General features: G+C 43.8%; 21 protein-coding genes. 13 read left to right on the top strand and 8 right to left on the bottom strand.

Annotated features, from left to right (window positions below):
* Positions 1-4: 4 nt before the first annotated feature.
* Complete coding sequence (locus tag FLM53_RS18980) at positions 5-1900, bottom strand: extracellular solute-binding protein (protein WP_176679841.1); 1896 nt, start codon at positions 1898-1900, stop codon at positions 5-7.
* Positions 1901-2091: 191 nt separating this feature from the next.
* Positions 2092-2955 (bottom strand): class A beta-lactamase, encoded by an 864-nt coding sequence (gene bla / locus FLM53_RS18975; protein ID WP_176679842.1) that lies wholly within the window; start codon positions 2953-2955, stop codon positions 2092-2094.
* Between the two features lie 193 nt (positions 2956-3148).
* On the opposite strand from bla, the gene FLM53_RS18970 reads away from it, so the two are divergent.
* Positions 3149-4192, top strand: coding sequence for an endonuclease/exonuclease/phosphatase family protein (locus FLM53_RS18970; RefSeq protein WP_176679843.1), 1044 nt, complete (start codon positions 3149-3151; stop codon positions 4190-4192).
* A 149-nt stretch (positions 4193-4341) separates the two neighbouring features.
* On the opposite strand, the gene FLM53_RS18965 is transcribed toward FLM53_RS18970, so the two are convergent.
* Positions 4342-4974 (bottom strand): porin family protein, encoded by a 633-nt coding sequence (locus FLM53_RS18965; RefSeq protein ID WP_176679844.1) that lies wholly within the window; start codon positions 4972-4974, stop codon positions 4342-4344.
* Positions 4975-5379: 405 nt separating this feature from the next.
* Here FLM53_RS18965 and FLM53_RS18960 point away from each other — a divergent pair, with 405 nt between their 5' ends.
* The 7 genes from FLM53_RS18960 to FLM53_RS18930 all read left to right on the top strand — a co-directional run bounded on the left by FLM53_RS18960 (position 5380) and on the right by FLM53_RS18930 (position 12290).
* Positions 5380-5694 carry a winged helix-turn-helix domain-containing protein gene (locus FLM53_RS18960; protein WP_176679845.1) on the top strand — a complete coding sequence of 105 codons (315 nt, stop codon included), beginning with the start codon at positions 5380-5382 and terminating at the stop codon, positions 5692-5694.
* 328 nt (positions 5695-6022) lie between these two features.
* A complete protein-coding gene (gene rbsD, locus FLM53_RS18955) occupies positions 6023-6442 on the top strand; it encodes a D-ribose pyranase (RefSeq protein ID WP_048663521.1) in 420 nt (139 codons plus the stop codon).
* A 100-nt stretch (positions 6443-6542) separates the two neighbouring features.
* Complete coding sequence (rbsA, locus tag FLM53_RS18950; RefSeq protein ID WP_176679846.1) at positions 6543-8048, top strand: ribose ABC transporter ATP-binding protein RbsA; 1506 nt, start codon at positions 6543-6545, stop codon at positions 8046-8048.
* A complete protein-coding gene (gene rbsC, locus FLM53_RS18945) occupies positions 8045-9037 on the top strand; it encodes a ribose ABC transporter permease (protein ID WP_176679847.1) in 993 nt (330 codons plus the stop codon). The genes rbsA and rbsC overlap by 4 nt, the downstream gene beginning before the upstream one ends.
* 127 nt (positions 9038-9164) lie before the next feature.
* A complete protein-coding gene (rbsB, locus tag FLM53_RS18940) occupies positions 9165-10043 on the top strand; it encodes a ribose ABC transporter substrate-binding protein RbsB (protein ID WP_137026186.1) in 879 nt (292 codons plus the stop codon).
* Positions 10044-10248: 205 nt separating this feature from the next.
* Complete coding sequence (gene rbsK / locus FLM53_RS18935; RefSeq protein WP_176679848.1) at positions 10249-11175, top strand: ribokinase; 927 nt, start codon at positions 10249-10251, stop codon at positions 11173-11175.
* A 113-nt stretch (positions 11176-11288) separates the two neighbouring features.
* Positions 11289-12290, top strand: a complete 1002-nt coding sequence (locus FLM53_RS18930) for a substrate-binding domain-containing protein (RefSeq protein WP_132744138.1) — start codon at positions 11289-11291, stop codon at positions 12288-12290.
* A gap of 97 nt (positions 12291-12387) precedes the next feature.
* On the opposite strand, the gene FLM53_RS18925 is transcribed toward FLM53_RS18930, so the two are convergent.
* On the bottom strand, positions 12388-13179 hold the full coding sequence (locus FLM53_RS18925) for a carbon-nitrogen hydrolase family protein (RefSeq protein WP_176679849.1): 792 nt from the start codon (positions 13177-13179) through the stop codon (positions 12388-12390).
* A 134-nt stretch (positions 13180-13313) separates the two neighbouring features.
* A complete protein-coding gene (locus tag FLM53_RS18920; RefSeq protein WP_176679850.1) occupies positions 13314-13739 on the bottom strand; it encodes a lysozyme inhibitor LprI family protein in 426 nt (141 codons plus the stop codon).
* 373 nt (positions 13740-14112) lie between these two features.
* Between FLM53_RS18920 and FLM53_RS18915 the strand changes: the two genes are divergently transcribed.
* From FLM53_RS18915 to FLM53_RS18905, 3 genes are all read left to right on the top strand, one after another.
* Positions 14113-15687, top strand: a complete 1575-nt coding sequence (locus FLM53_RS18915) for an EAL domain-containing protein (RefSeq protein ID WP_176679851.1) — start codon at positions 14113-14115, stop codon at positions 15685-15687.
* Positions 15688-15882: 195 nt separating this feature from the next.
* Complete coding sequence (locus FLM53_RS18910; protein WP_176680080.1) at positions 15883-18336, top strand: CHASE3 domain-containing protein; 2454 nt, start codon at positions 15883-15885, stop codon at positions 18334-18336.
* A 205-nt stretch (positions 18337-18541) separates the two neighbouring features.
* Positions 18542-18940, top strand: coding sequence for a hypothetical protein (locus tag FLM53_RS18905; RefSeq protein WP_176679852.1), 399 nt, complete (start codon positions 18542-18544; stop codon positions 18938-18940).
* A gap of 71 nt (positions 18941-19011) precedes the next feature.
* Here the strand turns inward: FLM53_RS18905 and FLM53_RS18900 are convergent, their stop codons facing one another.
* A complete protein-coding gene (locus FLM53_RS18900) occupies positions 19012-19437 on the bottom strand; it encodes a hypothetical protein (RefSeq protein ID WP_176679853.1) in 426 nt (141 codons plus the stop codon).
* A 389-nt stretch (positions 19438-19826) separates the two neighbouring features.
* Here FLM53_RS18900 and FLM53_RS18890 point away from each other — a divergent pair, with 389 nt between their 5' ends.
* A complete protein-coding gene (locus tag FLM53_RS18890; RefSeq protein WP_061038407.1) occupies positions 19827-20618 on the top strand; it encodes a BRO family protein in 792 nt (263 codons plus the stop codon).
* A 132-nt stretch (positions 20619-20750) separates the two neighbouring features.
* On the opposite strand, the gene FLM53_RS18885 is transcribed toward FLM53_RS18890, so the two are convergent.
* Together FLM53_RS18885 and FLM53_RS18880 are read right to left on the bottom strand one after the other, a co-directional pair.
* Positions 20751-21323: a hypothetical protein gene (locus FLM53_RS18885; RefSeq protein WP_176679854.1), complete on the bottom strand. Its 573-nt coding sequence runs from the start codon at positions 21321-21323 to the stop codon at positions 20751-20753.
* 172 nt (positions 21324-21495) lie between these two features.
* On the bottom strand, positions 21496-22368 hold the full coding sequence (locus FLM53_RS18880; protein ID WP_176679855.1) for a hypothetical protein: 873 nt from the start codon (positions 22366-22368) through the stop codon (positions 21496-21498).
* Between the two features lie 184 nt (positions 22369-22552).
* Here FLM53_RS18880 and FLM53_RS18875 point away from each other — a divergent pair, with 184 nt between their 5' ends.
* Positions 22553-23569 carry an IS110 family transposase gene (locus tag FLM53_RS18875; RefSeq protein WP_176679856.1) on the top strand — a complete coding sequence of 339 codons (1017 nt, stop codon included), beginning with the start codon at positions 22553-22555 and terminating at the stop codon, positions 23567-23569.
* The last annotated feature ends 219 nt before the right edge of the window (positions 23570-23788 follow it).

The following is a 23788-nucleotide window of genomic DNA, read 5'->3' as shown; positions in this document are numbered from 1 at the left end:
ACTCCTAGCGACGTTTTTCAGGAAGCAATGCCGCCTTCTCTTCTGAAATCCACCATGTATCGATACCTAAGTCATATTTAGGTAATACATCTGGACGCTCAAACTTGTCCCACATTGCAACGCGATATTCACCAACGTGCCATTGAGGGATGTTGTAGAAATTCCATTGCAATACTCGGTCTAGTGAACGACCTAAAGTCAGAAGCTTTTCTGGATTCTGTTGGTTACTCGCGATTTGTTCTGTTAACGCGTCAACCACTGGATCCATCACACCTGCAGTATTGTAAGTAGAATCAATGTAGTTAGAGTTCCAAACAATCATTAAGTTCGGGCTAGGATAAGGGTTTGCTGAAAATGACGAAGACACCATGTCGAAATCTCGGTCACGAAGACGCTTGATGTACTGAGTCGTATCTATGGTACGGATCTTCATCTCGATCCCCATGCGCTTCAAGTTCTTCTGAACAGGCGTTGCAATACGCTCCGTGGTTGGGCTGTAAATCAACAACTCAAATGACAGCGGCTTGCCGGTCTTTTCGTTGGTCATCACTTTGTCTTTCAGAACCCAACCCGCTTCCTTCAATAGTTTGAAAGCTGTACGCATTTGGCTACGAATACGGCCACTGCCATCGGTGACTGGTGGTTGGAACTCTTCAGTAAAGACTCGTGGTGGAATTTGGTCTTTGTACTGAGACAGCAACTCAACTTCAGCTTCGCTTGGTAAACCTTTCGCTTCATAGTCGGTGTTTTGGAAGTAACTACGAGTACGCTTGTACTGACCGTAGAACATGTTCTTGTTCATCCACTCAAAGTCCATCGCGTAGGTTAATGCTTCACGAACCTTTGGATCTGAAAACACAGGAGATTGAATGTTAAAGACAAAACCTTGAGTCGTTTCTGGCTTCTCATGGTTGATCTCTTCTTTGATGATGTAGCCTTTGTCGAAGTTCGCGCCTGTGTAAGAGTTAGCCCAGAACTTAGCCGAGTTTTCCGTTCGAAGATCGAACTCCCCAGCTTTGAAGGCTTCCAGCATTACTGTGTCGTCACGGTAGTAATCGTATTGCACTTCCTTGAAGTTATTACGACCGACGTTTACAGGCAGGTCGGCTGCCCAATAATTTTCATCTAAACCATAAGTCACACTTTGACCCGATTTATAGCTGATGATCTTATAAGGGCCACTGCCTACTGGCGGCTCACTTAGAGGTTCAGACAGCTTCTTGTCTTTCCAATAATGCTCTGGCAATACGCGAGTGCTTTGGGCAAAGCTAAACAACTTCTCGCGGTTTGGCTTCTCCATCTCAATACGAACCACTAAATCAGATACAGCGGTAACTGACTTAATTTCTTTGTAATAGACACGGTATTGAGGCACACCCTCAGTTGAAAACTTATTAAAGGTGAATGCCACATCATGAGCCGTAATAGGCTCACCATCATTGAATCTAGCTTTTGGATTGATATCGATTTCCATCCATGTGAAATCACTGGCGTAGCGAACCTTTGAGGCGATCAATGGATAATACGCATCAATCTCGTCGCTCGGAGAAAACATCAAGGTATCGTAAATCTCACCCGTGTAACTTGCCGCAACGCCGCGAGAACCGAATCGATTAAAGCTATCGTAGGTACCAATGCTGCCATAGGTCACTTTGCCTAGTTTTGGCGCATCAGGATTAACGTAATCAAAGTGAGTGAAATCGACTGGATATTTTGCTTCACCAAAACCAACCAGTTGAGTGGTCTCAATAACGCTGGCAGCAGGAGTTGATTCGGTATCAGAGGCGTGTGTAACGGAGGGATATAGAGCAATAAGCGGCAGCATGACTGCGCATGAAGTTAAATTTAACCTGAAAAACTGAGTGCGCTGCGAGGCTTTGCTTCGGAAAACTGTTCCCATTTGACTCTCCCTTCAAATGTTATGAATTCGATATTCAACTTGATTAATCGGCTTTGAATGCACACCGCTAAAACAAGTATAGGTTCAAATCTAACATCATGTAATAACTAATAAAACCATCAGCACTTCATCTCTGACGGTTTATTTACAAATTACTCGGGTTCAGTCTAAAGAAATACGACGCGTCCTAACTATTGAACGTGGTACTCATCAAAGATAAGTTCACCAATTTCATTAATCACCGTGTCACGCTCTGCAATAGATAACTTGGTTTCCGTAAGAGATATACTGATGATCAACGGGGCGCGAGTTTCACTCCACACGATAGCCGTGATAGCACGTGAGCCATAAGCGCCCGCACCTGATCTATCGGCAATCTTCCAACCATCAGGCAGAATCGAACGAATCATCCCATCAGAGACTTTGTTATCCATCATCCAAGTCTTGAGCTGAGCTTTGGATTCTTCTGATAGCACTTCGCCATACACCAATTCATTTAACGTTTTCACCATAGTGTTTGGTGTCGTGGTATCACGCTCATCGCCCGGACGAGCATGGTTCAAATCGGGTTCGATATGATCAAGGCGTGTATTAGGATCTCCAATAGCGCGCAAAAACTCGGTTAACCCTTCAGGTCCATCAATGCTACCTAGCACTATATTAGCGCCCGTGTTGTCACTCATTTCCATGGTGGCGGCACATGCATCTCTGAGTGAGATTTCTTTACCGACAAACGCTTTAGTAATCGGAGACCAAGCAATAAGCTCATCAGATCCAACCCCAACCTTAGACTCTAAATCTAATCCTTCATTCTCATGGTCATAAAGAAGATTCGCGCACGCCAACGTTTTAAAGGTACTCATCATAGGAAACCGTTCATCGCCCTTATAACTCCATGTTTGCTCAGTCGCAGAATCATACACTGCGACACCAATGCGCGCCGAGACACGGGATTCGATTTGCGCAATAGATTGAGCCTCAAGGGAATGACTCAGTGATGACGCTGAGAAGAGAGCACTCAATAACATAAGAGCAAGGGAGGTGTATTTTTTCATTGTAGGAACCATAGAAAAACGATTGATTCATCGTAGATAAAAAGAAACGCGATGCCTTAAAGACGTCGAGCGGAGAGAATCTAAGCAGAAAGCGACTCCCTAATCTAGAGCCAACGAAAATAACTGACTAAACCCGAACAATATCTTCATATTTTAGATATCCTTAAAGGAGTGATTTCAATAGGATTCAACCTTGAACAAACCAAACCAAATAACGTTCTCAACGTTCAATCTTTTAAACTACCTCGAACCGCCGAATGCTTATTATGATTTTGAGAACATCTACAGCTTCGAGGAGTGGAAAAAGAAGCAAGGCTGGATAGCTGAAGCAATCCGCTCGTCTGACTGTGATGTGATTGGCTTTCAAGAGATCTTTAGCCCTGAATCTTTAGAGCAATTAATGAAGGAACTGGGTTATCCATACTTTGCGGTGGTCGATAACGCACATGTTGAAGATGATTACCTGTACACCTCTCCTGTCGTTGGTATCGCATCGCGTTACCCGATTGAAAATGTGCAGCCTGTGACACCGGATTTAGAGCTACTTTCAGCCTTCAACCTTGGCGGCAAGTTTTCATTCAACCGAACGCCTGTTCACGCCACGATTACGTTACCCCATTTAGGTTCGACCGACTGTTATGTTGTGCACTTCAAATCGCAACGTCCAACCGAACCCAAAACTGAACCGCTAGAATCCAGTGACAGCTCAGCAGATAAAAAGCCACAAAGCGACACCTTGGTTAAGCTTCATCAGGAACAACTAGGATCGTGGTTATCGAGTGTTCAACGTGGCCTAGAAGCTCAAATGCTGCATCAATACATCACCAATCAACGCTACCAAACCGATCAACCTGTTGTGTTGATGGGCGACTTTAACAAGCCCCTATTCAACGATGAGTTCAAAGGGCTGTTGAGCTATTCATTGAATCGAGATGAAGCGAGCAGACATTGGTTATCGCATTTTCGATTGAGAGACAGTTGGGATCTCTATCATCAGTTGCATGAAGAAGACTTACTCGAACAACGCAAACCAACCCACTATTACGGTGCCTCTGGTTCTGTTCTGGATTACATCTTGATGTCGAACGAATTTGACTGTCAGAACTCATCGAGCTTGATGGAGATCTCTTGCTACACAGTGTTAGACCATCACCTCATCAATCCAAGCTTTGAACACGACCAATTCAGTACTGACCATGCAATAGTATCAGTTACCGCTCATATTCGTGAAGCCTAGCAATTCGATGACGTTCTCAATCGAGATTCACCAACGATAAACATTAAAAAGCCGCAGTTAATAACTGCGGCTTTCCACTTTAGCCAAACGGGTTGAGCCAACCGACGCCCCATTTAGAAACCGATTTACCGTTTAGCAAAGTGTGAAACTTAAAAGTTGTATGTTGCGCCAAGGTAGAACGAATCAAGTACTACGTCTTTCTCAACTTTTCTTTGGTTCCAGCTGTACCCCTCGTAAGTGTCTACCGTAAATGTATCCGCTTCGTAACCGAGTCTTAAACTAAATTCTGGGTGTTTTGTTGGTGTGTATTCAACACCAACACCCAAACGTACGCCTGTACCTGTATCGTCAAAGTCTGCGCCTGAAGGACGTGAACCGTCAGAGTTCTTCATATCTAAATCGATTGAAGATAAACCAATTGTACCAAATGGGCGCACGCCATTATCAAATGTGTAGCCAAGATTTGCAGCAGCCGAAAAGATTTGAGGAGTCCATGTAAAGCCGTCTCCGCTTCGTGGGAATTTAGCAACAACATCACCGAAATCCGTGTACTGTAGTTCAAGTGATACAATACGGTTAAACCTGTAGCCTGCGATAAGTCGGTAAGTATTGTCTTCTGCTTTGAAAGTCACAGGATCGTTATTTCCCGAAAACATACCACCATCATCTACACCAGACGTACCGATTGCGCCACCTAGGTAGAAGCCACTGTCCGCTGCCATTACATTGTTTGCTGCCACTGCTGACATCATCGCGATGCTTAGAATAAATTTGTTGTTCATTACTGCTTGACCTTACTTATTGCAAATCAAGATTGTTACGCCTTCCTCTGCTGCACAATCTTGTTAGAGTTATCCGACACCCCGTCGAATTCGCAAGCAGGTTAAGCTCACAGAAAACAAAAAAATAAATAAAAATGTAATCACTTTGTCATTTCAAACAACACAATCAGTAATAACCAGATAAACATATGAATAATAAAGAAATAAAAACAAGCCCTTTCTAAAGAAAACCTTCCACTCAATTTTCAAACCGTCTCATTTTTAGATTTTATTCGCGCAGACTTACGAACGCTTACTTTCAAGAGTGGTGTTATTTCGCATAATCCGCGCGCTTTGAATCACTAGTACACCTAACGAACTACTCGATCAATCTCCACCATTCAAAATAAGACGAACAGAAACACAATGACCCACACCATAAACCTCAATGGCTTAATCCTTGATATCGACGCTCGAACTATCACCAACCCACAGGGAAACAAAATAACGTTGCGCCCTCACCTTTTGGCTGTGCTCTGCTTACTGCTAGAGAATGTTGGAAAGCCCATTTCGAGAGAACATATCGTCGATATCTGCTGGGGCGGAAAACTCTCGTCACCTCATGCTCTGGCTAATGTGGTTTATAACCTTCGTAATGTCTTTGCGCGGTTGAGAACACCAAACATCCAAATAGTGACCATCAACAAGTTTGGCTATGCGTTATCCGTTGAGCCCACTTAGTTAGCTAGAATTGGGGATTACGAACCGCCAGATTCAAACAACACTGTGCGAGTAACGCATCACTACCATCCCCTCTTTCTAATCAGTCTGATGTTCAATGAATACACCTTGCAGTCGCCAGTTTTGTACGTATTTATGCAATCAATGTCGGTGATTGAGATCACCAAAAAACACCCCATCGAAACGTTTCGATGATCGTTATCACACTCTAAGAAAGTGAATAGTGCAAATGATAAATCAGACACTATTATCACTATCGAAACGTTTCGATGGCTTTTTCTTGAGTTGTTCTCATCCCATCAAACGTTATTTTTCGATAGGTCGTGATATGAAAAAAAGTACTCTAATAAACTCTGAACTCTCTTACCTAGTGGCGACTCTTGGCCACACAGATGAAATCACGATTTGTGACGCAGGCTTGCCGATTCCGGATCATGTAACTCGCATTGATCTTGCTTTGACTCACGGTGTGCCGAGCTTCGCTCAAACAGTGAAGACCATGCTTGATGAATCTCAAATCGAAGGCGTTGTGATTGCAGAAGAGTTTGCCAAAGTCAGCCCTGAACATCACGCAGCGCTGATTGATCAAATCAAAACGGAAGAAGCTCGTTGTGGCAAACCGCTTTCGATTACTTACATCACTCATGAAGAGTTTAAGCAGCGTACACATGATAGCCGCGCTGTGATTCGTACTGGCGAATGCACGCCTTACGCAAATGTTATTTTCCAAGCTGGCGTAACCTTTTAACTTAAGCAAAACGCGACGACAGCTCAGTGTCATCACTGAACCAGAAACAATACATATACAGAACAATCAAATACAACTGGCCCCGAGTAAAGGAACCGACATGACTCAAGCCATTTTAGAACTTAGCTCAATTGAGAAGTCCTTCCCTGGTGTGAAAGCACTGGATAAGGCAAGCCTCAACGTTTACCCAGGACGCGTAATGGCGTTAATGGGTGAGAACGGCGCAGGTAAATCAACCCTCATGAAAGTGCTGACAGGTATTTATCACTTGGACGGCGGTACTATCGCCTATCAAGGCAAGCCTGCTGCATTCAAAGGGCCGCGTGATTCTCAACAAGCAGGCATTAGTATCATTCACCAAGAATTGAACCTAATCCCTGAGTTGACCATCGCCGAGAACATCTTCTTAGGTCGTGAAATCACAGGCACCATGGGCCGCATCTTGTGGAACGAGATGTATCAAGAAGCGGACAAGCTACTTAAACGCCTTAACGTAAAACACAGCTCAAAAACACCTTTAGGTCAGCTAAGTCTTGGTGAGCAACAAATGGTAGAGATTGCGAAAGCCCTATCGTTTGAATCTAAGGTCATCATCATGGATGAGCCGACTGATGCGCTAACCGATACTGAAACTGAGTCTCTGTTTAAGGTGATTAACGAACTGCGTGAAGAAGGCTGCGGCATCGTTTACATCTCTCACCGTTTGAAAGAGATCTTTGAGATTTGTGACGACATCACCGTTCTTCGTGACGGTAAATTCATTGGTCAATGTGAAGTAAAAGACACTGACGAAGATGGCCTAATCGAGATGATGGTTGGCCGCAAACTGGATGAGCAATACCCAAGAATCCACTCAGGCTTTGGCGAAACCTGCCTAGAAGTGATTGGCCTAACCGGTTCTGGCGTTCATGACGTGAGCTTTACTCTAAAGCGTGGCGAAATCCTTGGTGTATCTGGGCTGATGGGCGCTGGTCGTACTGAACTGATGAAAGTGATGTACGGTGCCCTTCCAAGTGAGCGCGGCGTTATCAACCTAGAAAACAAAACCATTAACCCCGTAAGCCCGAAAGATGGTCTTGCTAATGGTATTGCTTATATCTCTGAAGACCGTAAAGGCGATGGCTTAGTGCTTGGGCTTTCAGTGAAAGAGAACATGTCTCTTTGTTCACTGGATCTACTGACTAAGAGCGGCCAAATCCAACATAAAGACGAAGTGATCGCCGTGGATGACTTCATCAAGTTATTCAACATCAAAACCCCGACTCGCGAACAAATCATCGGCAACCTTTCTGGTGGCAACCAACAGAAAGTCGCTATCGCTAAAGGCTTGATGACCAAACCAAAAGTACTGATTCTCGACGAGCCAACGCGTGGTGTCGATGTCGGTGCTAAGAAAGAAATTTACCAACTCATTAATAAATTTAAAGCCGACGGCATGAGCATTATTTTGGTCTCATCTGAAATGCCAGAAGTGTTAGGAATGAGTGACCGCATCATGGTGATGCATGAAGGCCGTGTAAGCGGTGAATTTGATGCTAAAGAAGCAAACCAAGAATTATTACTGGCGTGTGCGGTCGGTAAAAAGATCAACGAGGACGCAGCATGAGTACTAAAACCATGAGCAAAACAACTGAAACTGAAGCACCAAAGAAGAAACCGTTAATCAGCAAAGAATGGCTGATTGATCAAAAGTCATTGATTGCTTTGATCTTCCTGATTGTTGTCGTTTCTTTCTTAAACCCGAACTTCTTTACTGTCGACAACATCCTGAACATTCTGCGCCAAACCTCGGTTAACGCAATCATCGCTGTAGGTATGACGTTGGTTATCCTAACCGCGGGTATCGACTTGAGTGTCGGTTCTGTACTGGCACTTTGTGGTGCATTCGCAGCCAGCATGATTGGCATGGAAATCCCTGTGATGATCGCAGTACCAACCGCTCTTGTAGCAGGTGCAGCATTAGGTGCTATCAGTGGTGTGATTATCGCCAAAGGTAAGGTTCAAGCCTTCATCGCAACGCTTGTCACCATGACCCTATTGCGCGGCGTAACCATGGTTTACACAGATGGTCGTCCTATCTCAACAGGCTTTACTGACACTGCAGACGCGTTCGCTTGGTTCGGTACTGGCTACGCGATGGGCATCCCAGTTCCAGTTTGGATCATGGTCGTAGTATTCGCATCAGTTTGGTACCTACTTAACCACACACGCTTTGGCCGTTATGTTTACGCGCTTGGTGGTAACGAATCAGCAACTCGCTTATCAGGTATCGACGTAGACAAAGTAAAAATTGGAGTTTACGCAATCTGTGGTCTGTTAGCAGCGGTAGCAGGCATCATCGTGGCTTCTCGTTTGTCATCGGCTCAACCAACCGCAGGTATGGGCTATGAGCTAGACGCTATCGCAGCCGTGGTTCTTGGCGGCACAAGCTTAGCTGGCGGTCGTGGTCGCATCATGGGTACCTTAATTGGTGCATTGATTATCGGCTTCCTAAACAACGCCCTAAACCTACTAGACGTATCTTCTTACTACCAGATGATTGCAAAAGCAGTGGTTATTCTTCTGGCAGTATTGGTCGACAATAAAAACAAATAAAACCTATTCACACTCTAGGTTAATACAAGTAACACCCTGTTTTACCTTTAAATATTAGAATCTATAAATAATGTAACAACGAGCTAGGACTCACCTCTTAGCTCACCCTACACAAAGGACTTACACCATGAAAAAATTAGCGACTCTTATTTCTGCTGCTCTTCTTTCTACAACGGTATCTGTGTCTGCACAGGCTCAAGATACAATGGCAATCGTTCTATCTACATTGAACAACCCATTCTTTGTAACCATGAAAGATGGCGCAGAAGCGAAAGCTGAAGAGCTAGGCTACAAGCTTATCGTTCTGGATTCTCAAAACGACCCAAGCAAAGAGCTGTCGAACATTGAAGATCTAACCATTCGTGGTGTTAAGGCAATCCTGATAAACCCAACAGATTCAGATGCTGTGTCTAACGCAATTCGCATGGCTAACCGTTCTAACATCCCTGTACTGACGCTAGACCGTGGCGCAAGCCGTGGTGACGTAGTGAGCCACATCGCTTCTGATAACGTAATCGGTGGTGAAATGGCTGGTCACTTCATCATGGAAAAAGTGGGCGAAAAAGCGAAAGTAATCCAACTTGAAGGTATTGCTGGTACTTCTGCAGCTCGTGAACGTGGTGAAGGCTTCATGAACGCAGTAAACGGCAGCGACCTTGAACTTCTTGCAAGCCAACCTGCTGATTTCGACCGTACTAAAGGTCTGAACGTAATGGAAAACTTACTTGCAGCTAACCCAGATGTACAAGCAGTATTCGCTCAGAACGATGAAATGGCACTAGGTGCACTTCGCGCTGTTCAAGCTTCAGGTAAAGAAGTAATGATCGTTGGCTTTGATGGCACAGAAGACGGCATCGCAGCGGTTAACCGTGGCCTACTTGGCGCTACAGTTGCACAACAGCCTGACCTAATCGGTTCTCTAGGTATCGAAATGGCAGACAAAGTACTGAAAGGCGAAACAGTAGACGAGTACGTACCAGTACCTCTAAAAATCATCGCTAAATAATAGTTACTCGGTAACGCGATATAAAGCAGGGAGTCCCCTATCTCCCTGCTTTGATTAGCTCGCTGACTCAAACAAAAGCAAAACCTGACAGTGCATCGCTGTTTCTCATAAGCCGCTAACAAGGCGAGCAATCAACGTAATGTGAATTAACGTAATGAGAAAGACCCATGCATTTTCAAATACGATATATCATAAGGCTCGTATCATGACTCAACTGATTGTTTTAGGTAGCGTTAACGCTGACCACGTACTGCAAGTTCCTTCGTTCCCTCGTCCGGGTGAAACCTTGATTGGCGGTAACTATCAGGTCATCCCTGGCGGTAAAGGCGCAAACCAAGCGGTAGCCGCAGCGCGATTAAACGCAGATATCGGCTTTATTGCCTGCGTCGGTGACGACCCATTTGGTATCAACATTCGTCAAGACTTTGCTAAAGACGGCATCGACATCGACGGTGTTATCGTGGCAGACAACACTCCAACTGGCATCGCGATGATCCAAGTGTCCGCAACGGGCGAAAACAGCATCTGCCTTTCAGCAGAAGCAAACGACAAACTGACTTGCGATCAAATCGAACCACATCTAGAGAAAATTCGTGGTGCTAAATACCTGCTGACTCAGCTTGAAACCCCGATTGAAGGCATTGAATACGCAGCAAAAACGGCAAAAGAGAGCGGAACTCGCGTGATTCTAAACCCAGCCCCTGCTCGCCCACTATCGGATACCTTACTTGCTTGTGTTGATGTGATCACACCTAACGAAACCGAAGCCGAAGTACTAACAGGCGTTACCGTAACCGACAGCGCATCTGCTCATCAGGCAGCTTTGGCTCTGCATGCTAAAGGCATCGAGACGGTAATGATCACGCTTGGCGCTAAAGGTGTTTGGGTAAGTAAAAACGGTGAAGGTGAGTTAATCGCAGGCTTCCGCGTTGAAGCGACAGACACCACCGCTGCGGGTGATACCTTCAATGGCGCATTAGTGACAGGCTTACTTGAAGACATGCCATTAGAACGCGCAATTAAGTTTGCTCACGCTGCGGCTGCAATTTCAGTGACTCGCTTTGGCGCTCAAACGTCGATTCCAAGCCGAGCAGAAACAGACGCGTTTTTAGCAGAGCAACTGTCTGCTTAGTTGATTTTTGACTGTTAACCTTAAGATTCGTTAACAACAAATTACAAGCATAAGCCTCTGTTTTCAGGCAGAATATCGCGCAACGTGGCAAGTTACTCCCACAAGGATTTTTTATGGCAACAATGAAAGACATCGCTCGGCTCGCAAAGGTTTCGACTTCGACCGTGAGCCATGTGATCAACAAGTCACGTTTTGTCAGTGAAGAGATAGCTGAGCGTGTTAACAATGCAGCTAAAGAATTGAACTACGCGCCGTCTGCATTGGCTCGTAGCTTGAAAATGAAGCAAACCAAAACCCTTGGGATGCTGGTGACGACTTCTACTAACCCATTCTTTGGCGAGGTAGTAAAAGGCGTTGAGCGTCGTTGCTACGAAAAAGGCTACAACCTGATCTTGTGCAACACGGAAGGTGACAGCGAACGCATGAAATCATCCATCGATACTTTGCTACAAAAGCGTGTCGATGGCTTAATGCTGATGTGTTCTACCCTTGAAGGTGAGCATATCGATGTGTTTGAACGTTACCCAGAGCTGCCTGTTGTGGTGATGGACTGGGGCCCAATGTTGTTTGCCAGCGATAAGATCCAAGACAACTCGCATCAAGGTGGCTACATGGCGACCAAGCACCTGATTGATAACGGTCACTCTCAGATTGGTTGTATTACAGGCCCGCTTCATCGCAATCAAGCCTCGTCTCGTTACCAAGGTTTCAAGCAAGCGATGGAAGAAGCGAATTTAGAGATCAACCCAAACTGGATTGTAGAATCTAACTTCGAATGCGATGGCGGTTTTGATTCTTACCAAACACTGAAAGCACGTGGTGGAATGCCAAGTGCACTGTTTGTGAGTAATGACATGATGGCAATGGGCGTGATTCACGCAGCGGCGCAAGATGGTACTTCGATTCCAAATGACCTATCTATCATTGGTTACGATGACATTCACCTATCGAAATACATGACACCAGCGCTAAGCACTGTCCACCAGCCAAAACACCGTTTAGGTAAAGCGGCGGTCGATACATTGCTAAGCAGATTACAAACGCCAGACGCTTACCCGCAAGTGGTTGAGTTAGAGCCTACATTAGTTGAGCGAAGCAGCGTAAAAGCCATTTAAAGCGCTTTCTTACAGCTCTAATCAACAGTTAAAAACAACAAAGGGCAAGGTTAAACAACCTTGCCCTTTTCGATCCTAATGCACTTCACTTATCTTCTTAGCGATTCAACACAGATGCGATTTGCTGTATTTCGTCTAACACATCGACCCCATTGTATTGAGGTGCGATAGACAAATCCTGAATCACCACCGTTTCTATAAACTGCTGTTCATTCAGCTCAAGTATCAAGTCGCCTTTTGGAGAATAAACTCGACTGCCACCACAGTATGTCGCGGTAAACGCATCAACCACATCTTGCCCAACGCGATTACAAGTAACTATATGACTCCCTTCCTCCAAGGCTCTCGCTTGAGTAATGGCAAAACTATGATGCCCGCCAAAATTCGCAGGATGAAGAACAACGTCTACCGACTGATACGCTCTCATGATCTCTGGGAACCAAACATCAAAGCAAATCGCAACACCAAACGTTAAGCCCTTGTGCTTAAAGGTTAGCAGCTCTGAACCTCTCGAAAAGTACTGTTTATCAAATTTCGTTTGACTGATTTTTCTGTATTTATGGCGCAATCCAGAACCATCAATCACAGCCACACTGTTGTAATACTGGCCGTTATCTAGTTCTGCAATACCAGCAACGATTAGCGTCTCATGTTTCGCAGCTAAAACCGTTAACGAATCAATGGTAGGGCTATTCGTGAAGTCTTCACACAACTCATGAATTTCTTCAGCATCGTTAAAAATATACCCCGTAGAGAAAAGTTCAGGCAGTAAGGTAATATCACCCACTGACGTCTCGGCTTCTAAAAGCTCAGAGACTGACGCGATGTTCTTCTGCTTATTTTTGTATTCCACCTCAAGCTGAACAAGGGTGATGCTGACACTATCCAAAATCGAATCCTTACTGGGTAACACTTAAACTTGAACCTAAGAATGGCAGAATAAGGGAATCCCCTATCGCGTTGTTATTAGAGTTCTAACGGTTGAAGCAAGCGCACACTCTCAGGAGCTTCTATTTGATTAGCCTAATATTTAATTAACTTAGGTTCTGGCAAAACGGGCGGCGTGCTATCCATATAGGTTAAGAAGTTTTCCCACACCTCATGTGTTCTTTGCTTGGTGAGTTTGGTTTTGCAAGAAAGCGCCATCAAGCCACGAATAGAGCCATCGCGCCATTGGGTATACACAGAGTCACAATGCGCTGTCATGTACGCTTGCCAACTCTCTTGAGCGACCTTTATGGAACTCACCAACTCCTCGTCATAAGCGTTGTGTTCAAAGCTCGCTTCAAGGTATTGATCAAGTTCCACCGTTGCAGCTTCCAACTCAATCGACGCACAGTGGTTGATCTCTATGGTATTCATCGCATTTTCACAATCGACAGCCTGTTCATCGGCTAATACAGAACCAGACAGCAAAGCGAATGCGATTACTGATATCAATCTTTTCATAAACATCCTAAATATTGCCACCCGTGAATGGTTCGATGACATTTCCTTATAACCTTGTTTAACTTGTGACCATATCAGCTAATTAGAATAAACATGGCTCAATATTTAAATATCTTTCGTTCTTTAAGCAAATAACATCAAAATTTATCGGGATATAAGCGCTTGTTATACGTATGAATAATGCAAAATATCACCAATCCCGCCAAGAAAAAACGAGATAACATCAAGATTTCGCTGGTAAAAATGGAAAACATATTATCTTTATCAATAATTCATGCGCGTATTCACAATATTTATTATTACTATTGCTACGTAATCGTTAAATTTATAAATTAAATTGAATGCTCACCCAATCGGTAACGCTTCTCCGACTATGGATATCAAGTACCAACATTTTGCCAATACTTCATTCTACTTTGCCATTTCTTTCTTCTTCTCTATGGCATTGCTTATCCCGTTTACACCGTCTCACTACCAGAATTTAACCCAAGACACATCAAAGCTCGTCGAAACACGACTTGAAGGCATCCAATCAAGGTTCGACCGTTTTTTATCAGGTGTCACCCCAGACCAATCTTGCGATTCAATTGTTAGAGAGCTACGACAAAACGTTTTTGATGCCGATTGGGTAAAAGAAGCCGCCGTATTCAACAAACAGAACCGGTTTTACTGTTCGACCACCGATGGCGAAGTCTCGTTTCGCCTTTACAGCACCATCAGAGAAAGACTCAACGACGATCCAAATTTAACCACCCTATCGTATTCCAATTCGGCCATCACCCAAGTGCAATCCATCATGCTTATTTTCTCGAATAATGAAGATGCAGGGGTGAGCCTGATGATTCCGCCGCACTTTATCTATGACATTGTAGAAGCGAACCTTCACAATCATGGCATTCAAGCCAAAGTTGATGTGATCCAAAGAGATATCCATCCTTCGAATATCGACGCATCCATTGCCAAAGTGCGAATACAATCGAACATCTACCCGTTAACTATCACCTCATACATTGGGTATCAATATTATCTGCACTTCTTGTTGAGCTACTTGTGGTTTGGCTTTTTGATGGCCGGAATTACCACCATCATCCTTCTTTCTCTCAAGCATAAAAAACAGAGCCAACGTAGCTTAGAATACTCGCTATCTAGCGCACTCAAAAACAAACACCTACATGTTCACATGCAGCCTATCGTTAACCGAAACACAACTGAAATCGTAGGCTGTGAGTCGCTGCTCAGGTGGAACGACCCTATTGAAGGTAATGTATCCCCTGCCATCTTCATCCCTCTTGCGGAAAGCTTAGGGCTGATTGAAGACTTAACCTACTTTGTGTTGCGTGAAGTGCTGTACACAATGAAGAATCACCGCGAGCTATTTGAGTCAAAATACATCAGCGTCAATATCAGCCGAAACGTTGTCTCTAACAGTAACTTCGCCAACAAAGTCATCAGTATCTACAAAAAGAATCCAGACATTCTCAAGCAAGTGGTTTTTGAAGTGACAGAAGATGGCGAATGTTCTGATGCGGATATGGTGAAGATCAAAAACAACTTAACCAAGCTTGCCGATTTGGGCGTGAGAGTCGCGATTGACGACTTTGGTACTGGCTATGCGGGCTTGGATTTTGTGAGACAATTTCCTTTCAGTATTCTCAAGATCGACCGTGTGTTTGTGAAAAACATCTCAGACGAATCAAGCCTTGGTATCCCTTTGCTGGAGTCCATGCTTCAGTTGTCACAAACCTTAGGCATGCAAGTCATCGTTGAAGGGGTTGAGTACGAATCCCAAGTGAACATTTTGTCTAAACTGGGTGTCGATTATATCCAAGGTTTCTACTTTTATAAGCCGATGCCAATCAACCTGACAATAAGCTTACTCAGGCAGCAGCATGTGGAATCTAGCCTTGGTTTTCCAGCGTCATCGCCTTCAGCTACAGCGTTAGAGTAGCCTAAGCGCAGTCGATATATTGTGTATCATTAATGTTTGCCTAAAGCCTCTAACTAAAGAGCTAGAGCCCTGTTTTTAGTGCCCTAGCTCTACTTTTCGTTAACTACTATACCCAACCACACACTATGCATTTGTACACCCAACAATCTAACCTACACTAACAATAGGTTTTTAGTGTGTGGAATGCGTGTCTTTATGTTTGCGAGTTGGTTTGATGATATATCCCTACAATGGAAGTTATTAGTCAGTTTTTCCACCCCTATTGCGTTAATGGTTCTCGTCTCGTTTTCTGTCCATCAAAACACGCAGTCCATCGTTGAAGATAACCATTGGGTGGTTCACACCCACAAGGCCATTGCTCGCGCTCAAGAACTCCTTAACCTTGCGATTGATATGGAAACAGGCCAACGTGGATACCTGATTACCGGTGATCCTGTCTTCCTAGAACCTTACGATCTTGCGCTTGATGTGTGGAATCAAAAAATCAGTACCTTGAGTGATCAAGTCAGTGATAACCCACCCCAAGTTGAACGACTAAAGCGCATAGATGATCTTCACGAAGCATGGCTAGCAGAAGCCGGAGAAAAAGAAATCGCTCAACGTAGCCTCGTCGGTAATGGCTACACCACAATGCAGAATGTTATCGAGCTAACTCAGAAACAAACCGGAAAGAAAATCATTGATGAGATTCGCAGCGAAATAGCCGTGTTCATAGAAATTGAACAGAAACTCATTCAGGTTCGAGTCGAAAAGTCCGAAAACTCCGCAAGCCAAACCACCTATGTACTGTTTCTTGGAACACTACTTTCAACGTTTATTTCGCTGCTTGTTGTTACATGGTCGTCAAACAGAATCAATAAACGTATTCACCTACTTCTCAATGCTGCAAACCAAGTGTCGGCAGGTCATTTGAAACAAGTCGCTTCAACCTTAGAACGTAACCCTTCAATGAAAGGTAAAGACGAAGTGGCTCAGCTGACCCACAGCTTCCATAAAATGGCGACAAACCTAGTAAGAAGTAACAGCCAGATGGAAGCATCCAATCAGGAACTGATCGCGGAACGTAAAAAAGCCGAAGCCGCAGCCAAGGCAAAAAGCGAGTTTCTTTCAACCATGAGTCACGAAATACGCACCCCAATGAATGGCGTGCTCGGAATCTCGCAAATCATCGCTTCTCAAACCAAAGAGCCATCCACCAAAGAGAACATCAATGTCATCCTCGATTCGGGTCAGCACCTCATGACCATACTCAATGACATCCTAGACTTCTCTAAAGTTGAAGAGAACAAGCTCGAATTGGACATAGCGCCGTTTAACTTTGAACAAGTCATTAAGCCGGTTTGTAGTGCAATCAAACCCATGGCCGATGAGAAAAGTATCCGTTTAATTGTTGAGAATGAGGTGCCTAACAACATCGACATTGTTGGCGACTGTGCGCGGTTACGCCAAATCTTGTTTAACCTAGGCGGCAACGCAACCAAGTTCACCAACGAAGGCCATGTGTTGATTCAAGCCGAGCTTAACCAGCCCATGAACGAACTATTACTGACAGTCACGGACACTGGCGTCGGCATTCCACAAGATAAGCATCAGCACATCTTTAACTCGTTCGAGCAAGCAGACGCATCAACCACCAGAAAGTTTGGCGGTACAGGGCTTGGCCTTGCGATTGTTAAGAAGCTTGTCGAGTTGATGGAAGGAAACATAACGCTCAACAGCGCTGTTGGGTTGGGCACTAAATTCAAAGTGTCACTTCCTATCATGTGGCAAGAACGCCAAGCGACCGACATACACCCCAACCTACTGAGCACAGCAGAGCCGTTCAATACACCATTGAATGTGCTTCTGGTGGAAGACAACCGAATTAACGCGATTGTGGCAAAAGGCTTTTGTGAAAACCTCGGCTACCATGTCGAGCTAGCTGAAAACGGAAGAATCGCAACGGAATACCTCAAAACGGCTAAGTATGATCTGATCTTAATGGATAACCACATGCCTGAGATGAACGGGATTGAGGCAACACTGTTTATTAGGCAACAGCTTGGTTTAGAGACTCTGATCTTTGCGTATACTGCCGATGTTTTCCGTGAGGCGCATGACAGCTTTATTGAAGCAGGCGCAGACCACGTTTTGACTAAGCCTCTACAGCAAGAAAGCTTCTTCGATGCATTGCAGCAGTTCTCGTCACGCCTTCCAAAGCAAGCCAACAGCGATAAAACCATCGACCCAACCAGCAACGTGATAGAACTTCACCGCGAACCTATTGAAAAACTGAGCCTGACTGAAGAAGAGATAAGCCAATCTGAAGTCATTCAATCGTTTAAAGAGAACCACCACGAGTTGATCATACTGCTAGAGTCCACATCCAGAGAGCTTGAGGAGTCGATAGACCAGCTCATCGAGTACTACATGCAACATAATATCAAGTCACTAAGGCAAACCCTGCACTCCATTAAAGGGATGTCTTTGAACCTTGGCTTAAAAATGCTCTCTCACCAAGCCCTTACCCTTGAGAAACAAGTAAGGCATCAGCAACTGCCAGACATCGAGCAACTTCAAAAGCTCATCAACCGCATCTTAGTGAATGAACATCAGGCTCAGCGCATGATGATGGCTTATGCTCCGCAACTGCCTAATCGCACGGGTTAGGTGTGTTAGGGTCATCGATACCCACCTTCTTTTAACAAACAAGCCATACTCAAACCGCCATTTAGGCGATCAATCACAAGCTATTCAACCAGACATTCCTTGTTACATAAGGCACTGAAAAACCGCGAAAGAAAAACCAACGGCCATGGGTCTCCTTTGATGGACATTTAACTCCATCGCATCTTGAGTGCACAAAAGGAATATCATGGAAAAGACACTTCAAACCAAACTGGCGACCAGCCTACTACTACTGAGAATCGGCATTTTTATCGTCTTCTTGTTCTGGGGCTTAGATAAGATCCTAGTGCCTGAACACGCCGTAAAAGTGTTGTCTGGCTTCTACGGCATCGACATATCGGTGAATGCGATGATGGCGCTGGGTGTTGCTCAGCTTGGTTTTTTAGGCGCGTTCGTTGTAGGCATGTGGAAAAAGTACACCTACGGCGCGGTTCTAGTCTTGCATGCAGGTTCCACCTTCGCCTCTTTCGCTAAGTACATGGACCCGTTCAATAACCTACTGTTCTTTGCCTCTTGGCCAATGCTCGCAGCTTGTGTCGCACTATTCTTACTGCGTGACCACGACACTTACAGCGTTGCCAACTAATACAAAGGGCGCCTGTTAATGGCGCCCTCTTTGGCTAGATTGATTTTTAAACGTTTGTTACGTGTCTTGTGTTAAAAACTCATATTGGACACGGCAGACTGAAAGTTATTAACACCAATTTTAAATAAATTACCATTTGTAGATACAATAACTGGATGACCTCTCCATAAGTTACCAATAACCCACTGTTGCTCCTGTTTTGTAGCGATAACATAGACTCTCTGATATGACTGACAAAACGTAAATATTTGCGTTGGATTATCGTTTACTACAGCATCGACCATACTAGATGGAGGATTGCTATCAAAGCCACAACCGTCCATTCCAGACATGTTTAACAACTGAATCATCGGCGCCCCTTCGACAATGCTAACTGATACCATACGAGAAGCATCAACATTATAATTTGCCACTTCGTTTTCCGGCGAGTAATACCAAGTATGAGCACTGACAACTGAAGAGAAAGAAAGAAGAAATGTAAGACTAAGCTTTTTCATTAATATTAGGTAGATGTATTTTTACATTGTCAATCCATCAACAGATGCAACATTCACACAACACCCTTGTAAATCCATTGAGGGCAACATCGCTAAGAAGCTGATGGGCGTGAGTTATACACTAAAAGCAAGTTAACTAAAGCAAATTTATTTTATCGTAAGGTATAAATCAGACACATAACGCCCGCTTTAGTGGTGAGCAACGCAAAACCGAAGCTACCGCATACAACCTTAACTACTAAAATCAACGCATGGTGAAGATGCCACGCGTTGTGAATCCGTCTTAAACGTTTGTTAGCTGCATTTATGTGTGCAACATCAAATGTTTAAAACTCCGTTTTGATGCATAATGCTATACAGGACTAACGAATATCACATTACAGGTTGTTATGGAAAATTTTTTCACTTTGAAATACAAGAAAAATTATGACATTAGAACGTTTAGAGCTGATGGTCATTTGTATACTTGCTTAAGAGATATACTCAAAACTTTAAGTGATGAGGATAAAATTCTTAATGGTGGTAAACCCGTGAAGTCCATGGCGACTCGTCTCCAAGCTCAAATTCAAGTTTTAGATTCTGATGAACATAAAAATTTTAATATGCCTCATCCAGATACAGGCGTTGAAATGAGTGAGATTTGTTTAACTGAGCCAGGACTTTATCGTGTACTAACAAGAGACGAAACTCCAGCAGGCAAGGCTTTTCAGAGATGGCTATTTCACGAAGTACTTCCATCAATAAGAGAGCATAAACAGTACCCACCTCCAGAAAATCCATCTACTGGTGTTGCAACCCCTGATTTCGCAAACATGGATGTAACTCAAACATCACTTCAAATGCTTGTACACGTAGCTTCTGGTTTAAATAATGCACTTGAAGAGCTGAAAACTGTAAAAGCAGATACCAAAAAACTTAGAGATGAAACACAGCAGTTCCAAAGTGAAACAAGTATTAGACTAGAAAACTTAGAAACCAATGATCAATTATATGGTTTGATTTGCATGGATGAGTTTTTGTCAAAGCACCCAGATATTACCGTGAATAGAAGTAACTTTTTGTCAGCCTGTGTCAATTTCAAATTGAAGAATAGTGGCAAGCACATAAAGGTTATGGGCAATGAAGGAACTGAACTACATTACTTTGATATAGAAACATTGAGTGCTGCTAAAATCTACTAACTGATAATCGCAATGGGGAGAGGTTTACCTCATTGCAGCTAACGCCCACTTAAGCGGACGGAAATAGTTGGCTAAAATGTGTAGCGTAGCGAAACTCAGCCAACTATTGGAGAATCCGTCTTGGACGCTTTGTTAGGCTCCGAACTCAGCAACAAATGCATTCATGTAGTTTCTATAAAAATTCAGCGCGGTCTCTGCTGCTTCGACTGGAGACATTGGTCCTGGCACTCCATTACCCCATGGTGGGGAATACGCTTGCCCTCTATCAGTCACATCAACTAACTCAAATTTAATATCCATTTTAATTGCTGGTTTTCTTAATGGGTTTACTGGAACAAACACATCAGGTTTACCCATAGTTCTTTGTACTATCCCGATAGGTGTACATGAATAGTTACTCAAATGTCCTGTAACTTCTTGTACGCTGTGTTCATCACTATTTCGAGCATGCAAAATGTAGTTTAGTAATCGGTCTTGTTTTTTCTGTGCCTTATAGGGCTTTTGAAACTGACCAAACTTCCCACGATTAACAGCAACACCAGCTCTCTCAATTTTCTTCCATACCTTTTCGATAGACACTATAAAGCCTCGCCATTCAATATCCATATCATCGAATGATTCACACTCTTTCATATTTTTGAAATGGCGTTCTGCAGCACTAAGCTCTCTTTTCGCTACTGAAAAAGCACCACTTAATTTCCCCATATATAACCTTACTTAAATTTTTCGCCTAGGAGCCTAACGCCCAATTAAGATGTGAGCAACACTACCACGAAACGAAACCGTTGCACCTTAAACACAAAACCCAACGATGGAATGAAAAATGCCAAGCGTTGGGAATCACTCTTAAATTGTTTGCTAGGTGCTTGTTGACACGTTAATTTAGCCTAGCTGGTTGCACCGCTTGAACCAAAGCTGGGATATCAACATGTGTCAGCGCACCTTTCTTTGCTTTGTTATTCAAATACGTACCGAATTTTTCAGATACGTATACATCATCCATCCATCGACGAAACTCACCGAGAGCTTCAACTGGGTAAATCCAAGCCATTGGATCTCGTTGCGGAAAGTCTTCTGGAAAAACGTGCAGGTGTTTACGACGTTCACCATACTTACCGTCAAACTCATTACTACACCAATGCTTACCCCAAGCCATACCAACACTGATATCAGGCATTGTTTGGTGATCGAAAGGCATACCGCCACGGATACCCGAAATAACCAAATTAGCAATTTCTGAGAATACGCTAAAGTAGCCTGACGGTAGTTCGTTTAAAGTAATACGTTCATGAAACGTTTTCCAGTATTGTGGTAACGCATCTTCTGGATCGTAGCCAGTACGTTCATAAATAAATGTACGAAGTGTAAGTTTAGCAAGGTTACGATAGTTTGAACGAGCTTGGTCAGAGGGCGTTTGAGAATCAAAGGCATAGTATTCAAGAATTGCCATGCAATTAGTATCATTGATTGCGTGATATCTCTTCCCGTGAACATTTATGGGTACATAAAGCTCATTTGGGTCGCCACCTTGCTCTAAGATAAGTTTTTCAATTGCTTGCCCACGAGGCTTAAAGCGCAACTCTGTTTCCCAATCTTTAACTAACGTAATGATCACGCTTGGTGCTACACCACATAGCGCTGCTAAACCACGAGCACCTAAGTAAGGTGTTCCATTGTTCATTACACCCATTTCAATGCCATCAGGTGCTGTATGTTTTACCGAAGATAGCTGAAGCTCATTTTGTTTCATCAATTTCCCTTACGAATTAGATACCCACAAAAGATATGGGGATTGATATGAAACAAATCAAGTATTGTGTACGTTATTTTGCACCTAACGCCAAATTAAGGTGATTAGATGGTCTCCCCCTACCACTTCACATGACTGTAAGCCATGCTTGGAGTGTTCAGGTCCGAAGTAAAAGGAGAAGACCATGACTCAGCATAAAATCATCGGCATCGATTTAGCAAAAAATATCTTCTTTCTTTTTGAAATCAATCATAAAGGGAAGAATTTTTGCCGTAAAAAACTTCAACGAAGTAAACTACTTAGTTACATCGCCAATAAAGAAACCTGTACTATCGCCATGGAAGCTTGTTCCGGCGCACACTACTGGGCTCGTGAATTCTCTCAGTTCGGTCACGAAGTCATACTCTACGCACCCCAACATGTGAAAACTCAAAGGCGTAAACAGAAAAACGACTATAACGATGCTGAAGCCATTGCCGAAGTCGCTCTCTACAAAAGACCTCACCCTGTTCCTCATAAATCAGTCGAGCAACAAGACATCCAATCTCTTATTCGAATGAGACGTCTGCTCGTCACTGAAAGAACTCGTATCGTTAATCAAGTGCGTGGCCTTATCTCTGAATACGGCATCATTATGCCCAAAGGAGCCCCAACCTTCAGAAAGGCCATACCCGAAATACTCGAGAACGATGAAAACCAACTGTCTTGTATATTAAGAGAGCTGCTATCCCATCAGTACGAACGATATTTATACATCGACGAACAGGTAAAATGGTTCGACGATAAACTTAACCAAACCGTCAAGCAGTTCGAAAACGCAAAGCGACTTATGTCTATTCCTGGCTTTGGACCACTCACAAGCCAAGCCGTTGCGGTATGGCTTGGCTCTGGACAACAGTTCAAAACTGGTAGAGATGCCTCCGCCGCAATGGGGCTTGTACCAAGGCAAGATACCAGCGGCGACAAAGTCATTCTTCTTGGAATAACCAAAAGAGGCAACACGTATATCCGCTCCCTACTCGTTCATGGAGCAAGAGCAGCGCTGAGGCGCGCCAAATTTAAATCCGATAATCTCAGTAAGTGGATGCTTGAACTCCAAGAGCGACGAGGACCAAACAGAGCCGCTGTCGCAAACAAACTCATGCGCATAGCGTGGGCCGTCATCACTAAAAATGAAGAGTATCGACCAACACAAAGCTAATGATGATCACCAACCCTTTGCAAAGTACGTAGTAAGATGAATAACAGGACAAATCCTACACGTTGAAAACCTTATGCTCACACTGTCTTATTAAGTCGATAAGGTGATTAGGACTTCGTGTTCGACTTCCTCATCTTGGCCAAGGCAATAGCCGCTCAACAGGCCGTATATATGGAAGTTAACCTGCGCTTTTAATCATACTGCTGACTTGCAAAACTG

It is taken from the genome of Vibrio sp. Scap24 (assembly GCF_013394185.1).
Lineage (GTDB): Bacteria > Pseudomonadota > Gammaproteobacteria > Enterobacterales > Vibrionaceae > Vibrio > Vibrio pomeroyi.
This window is presented reverse-complemented; position numbering and strand designations above follow the sequence as displayed.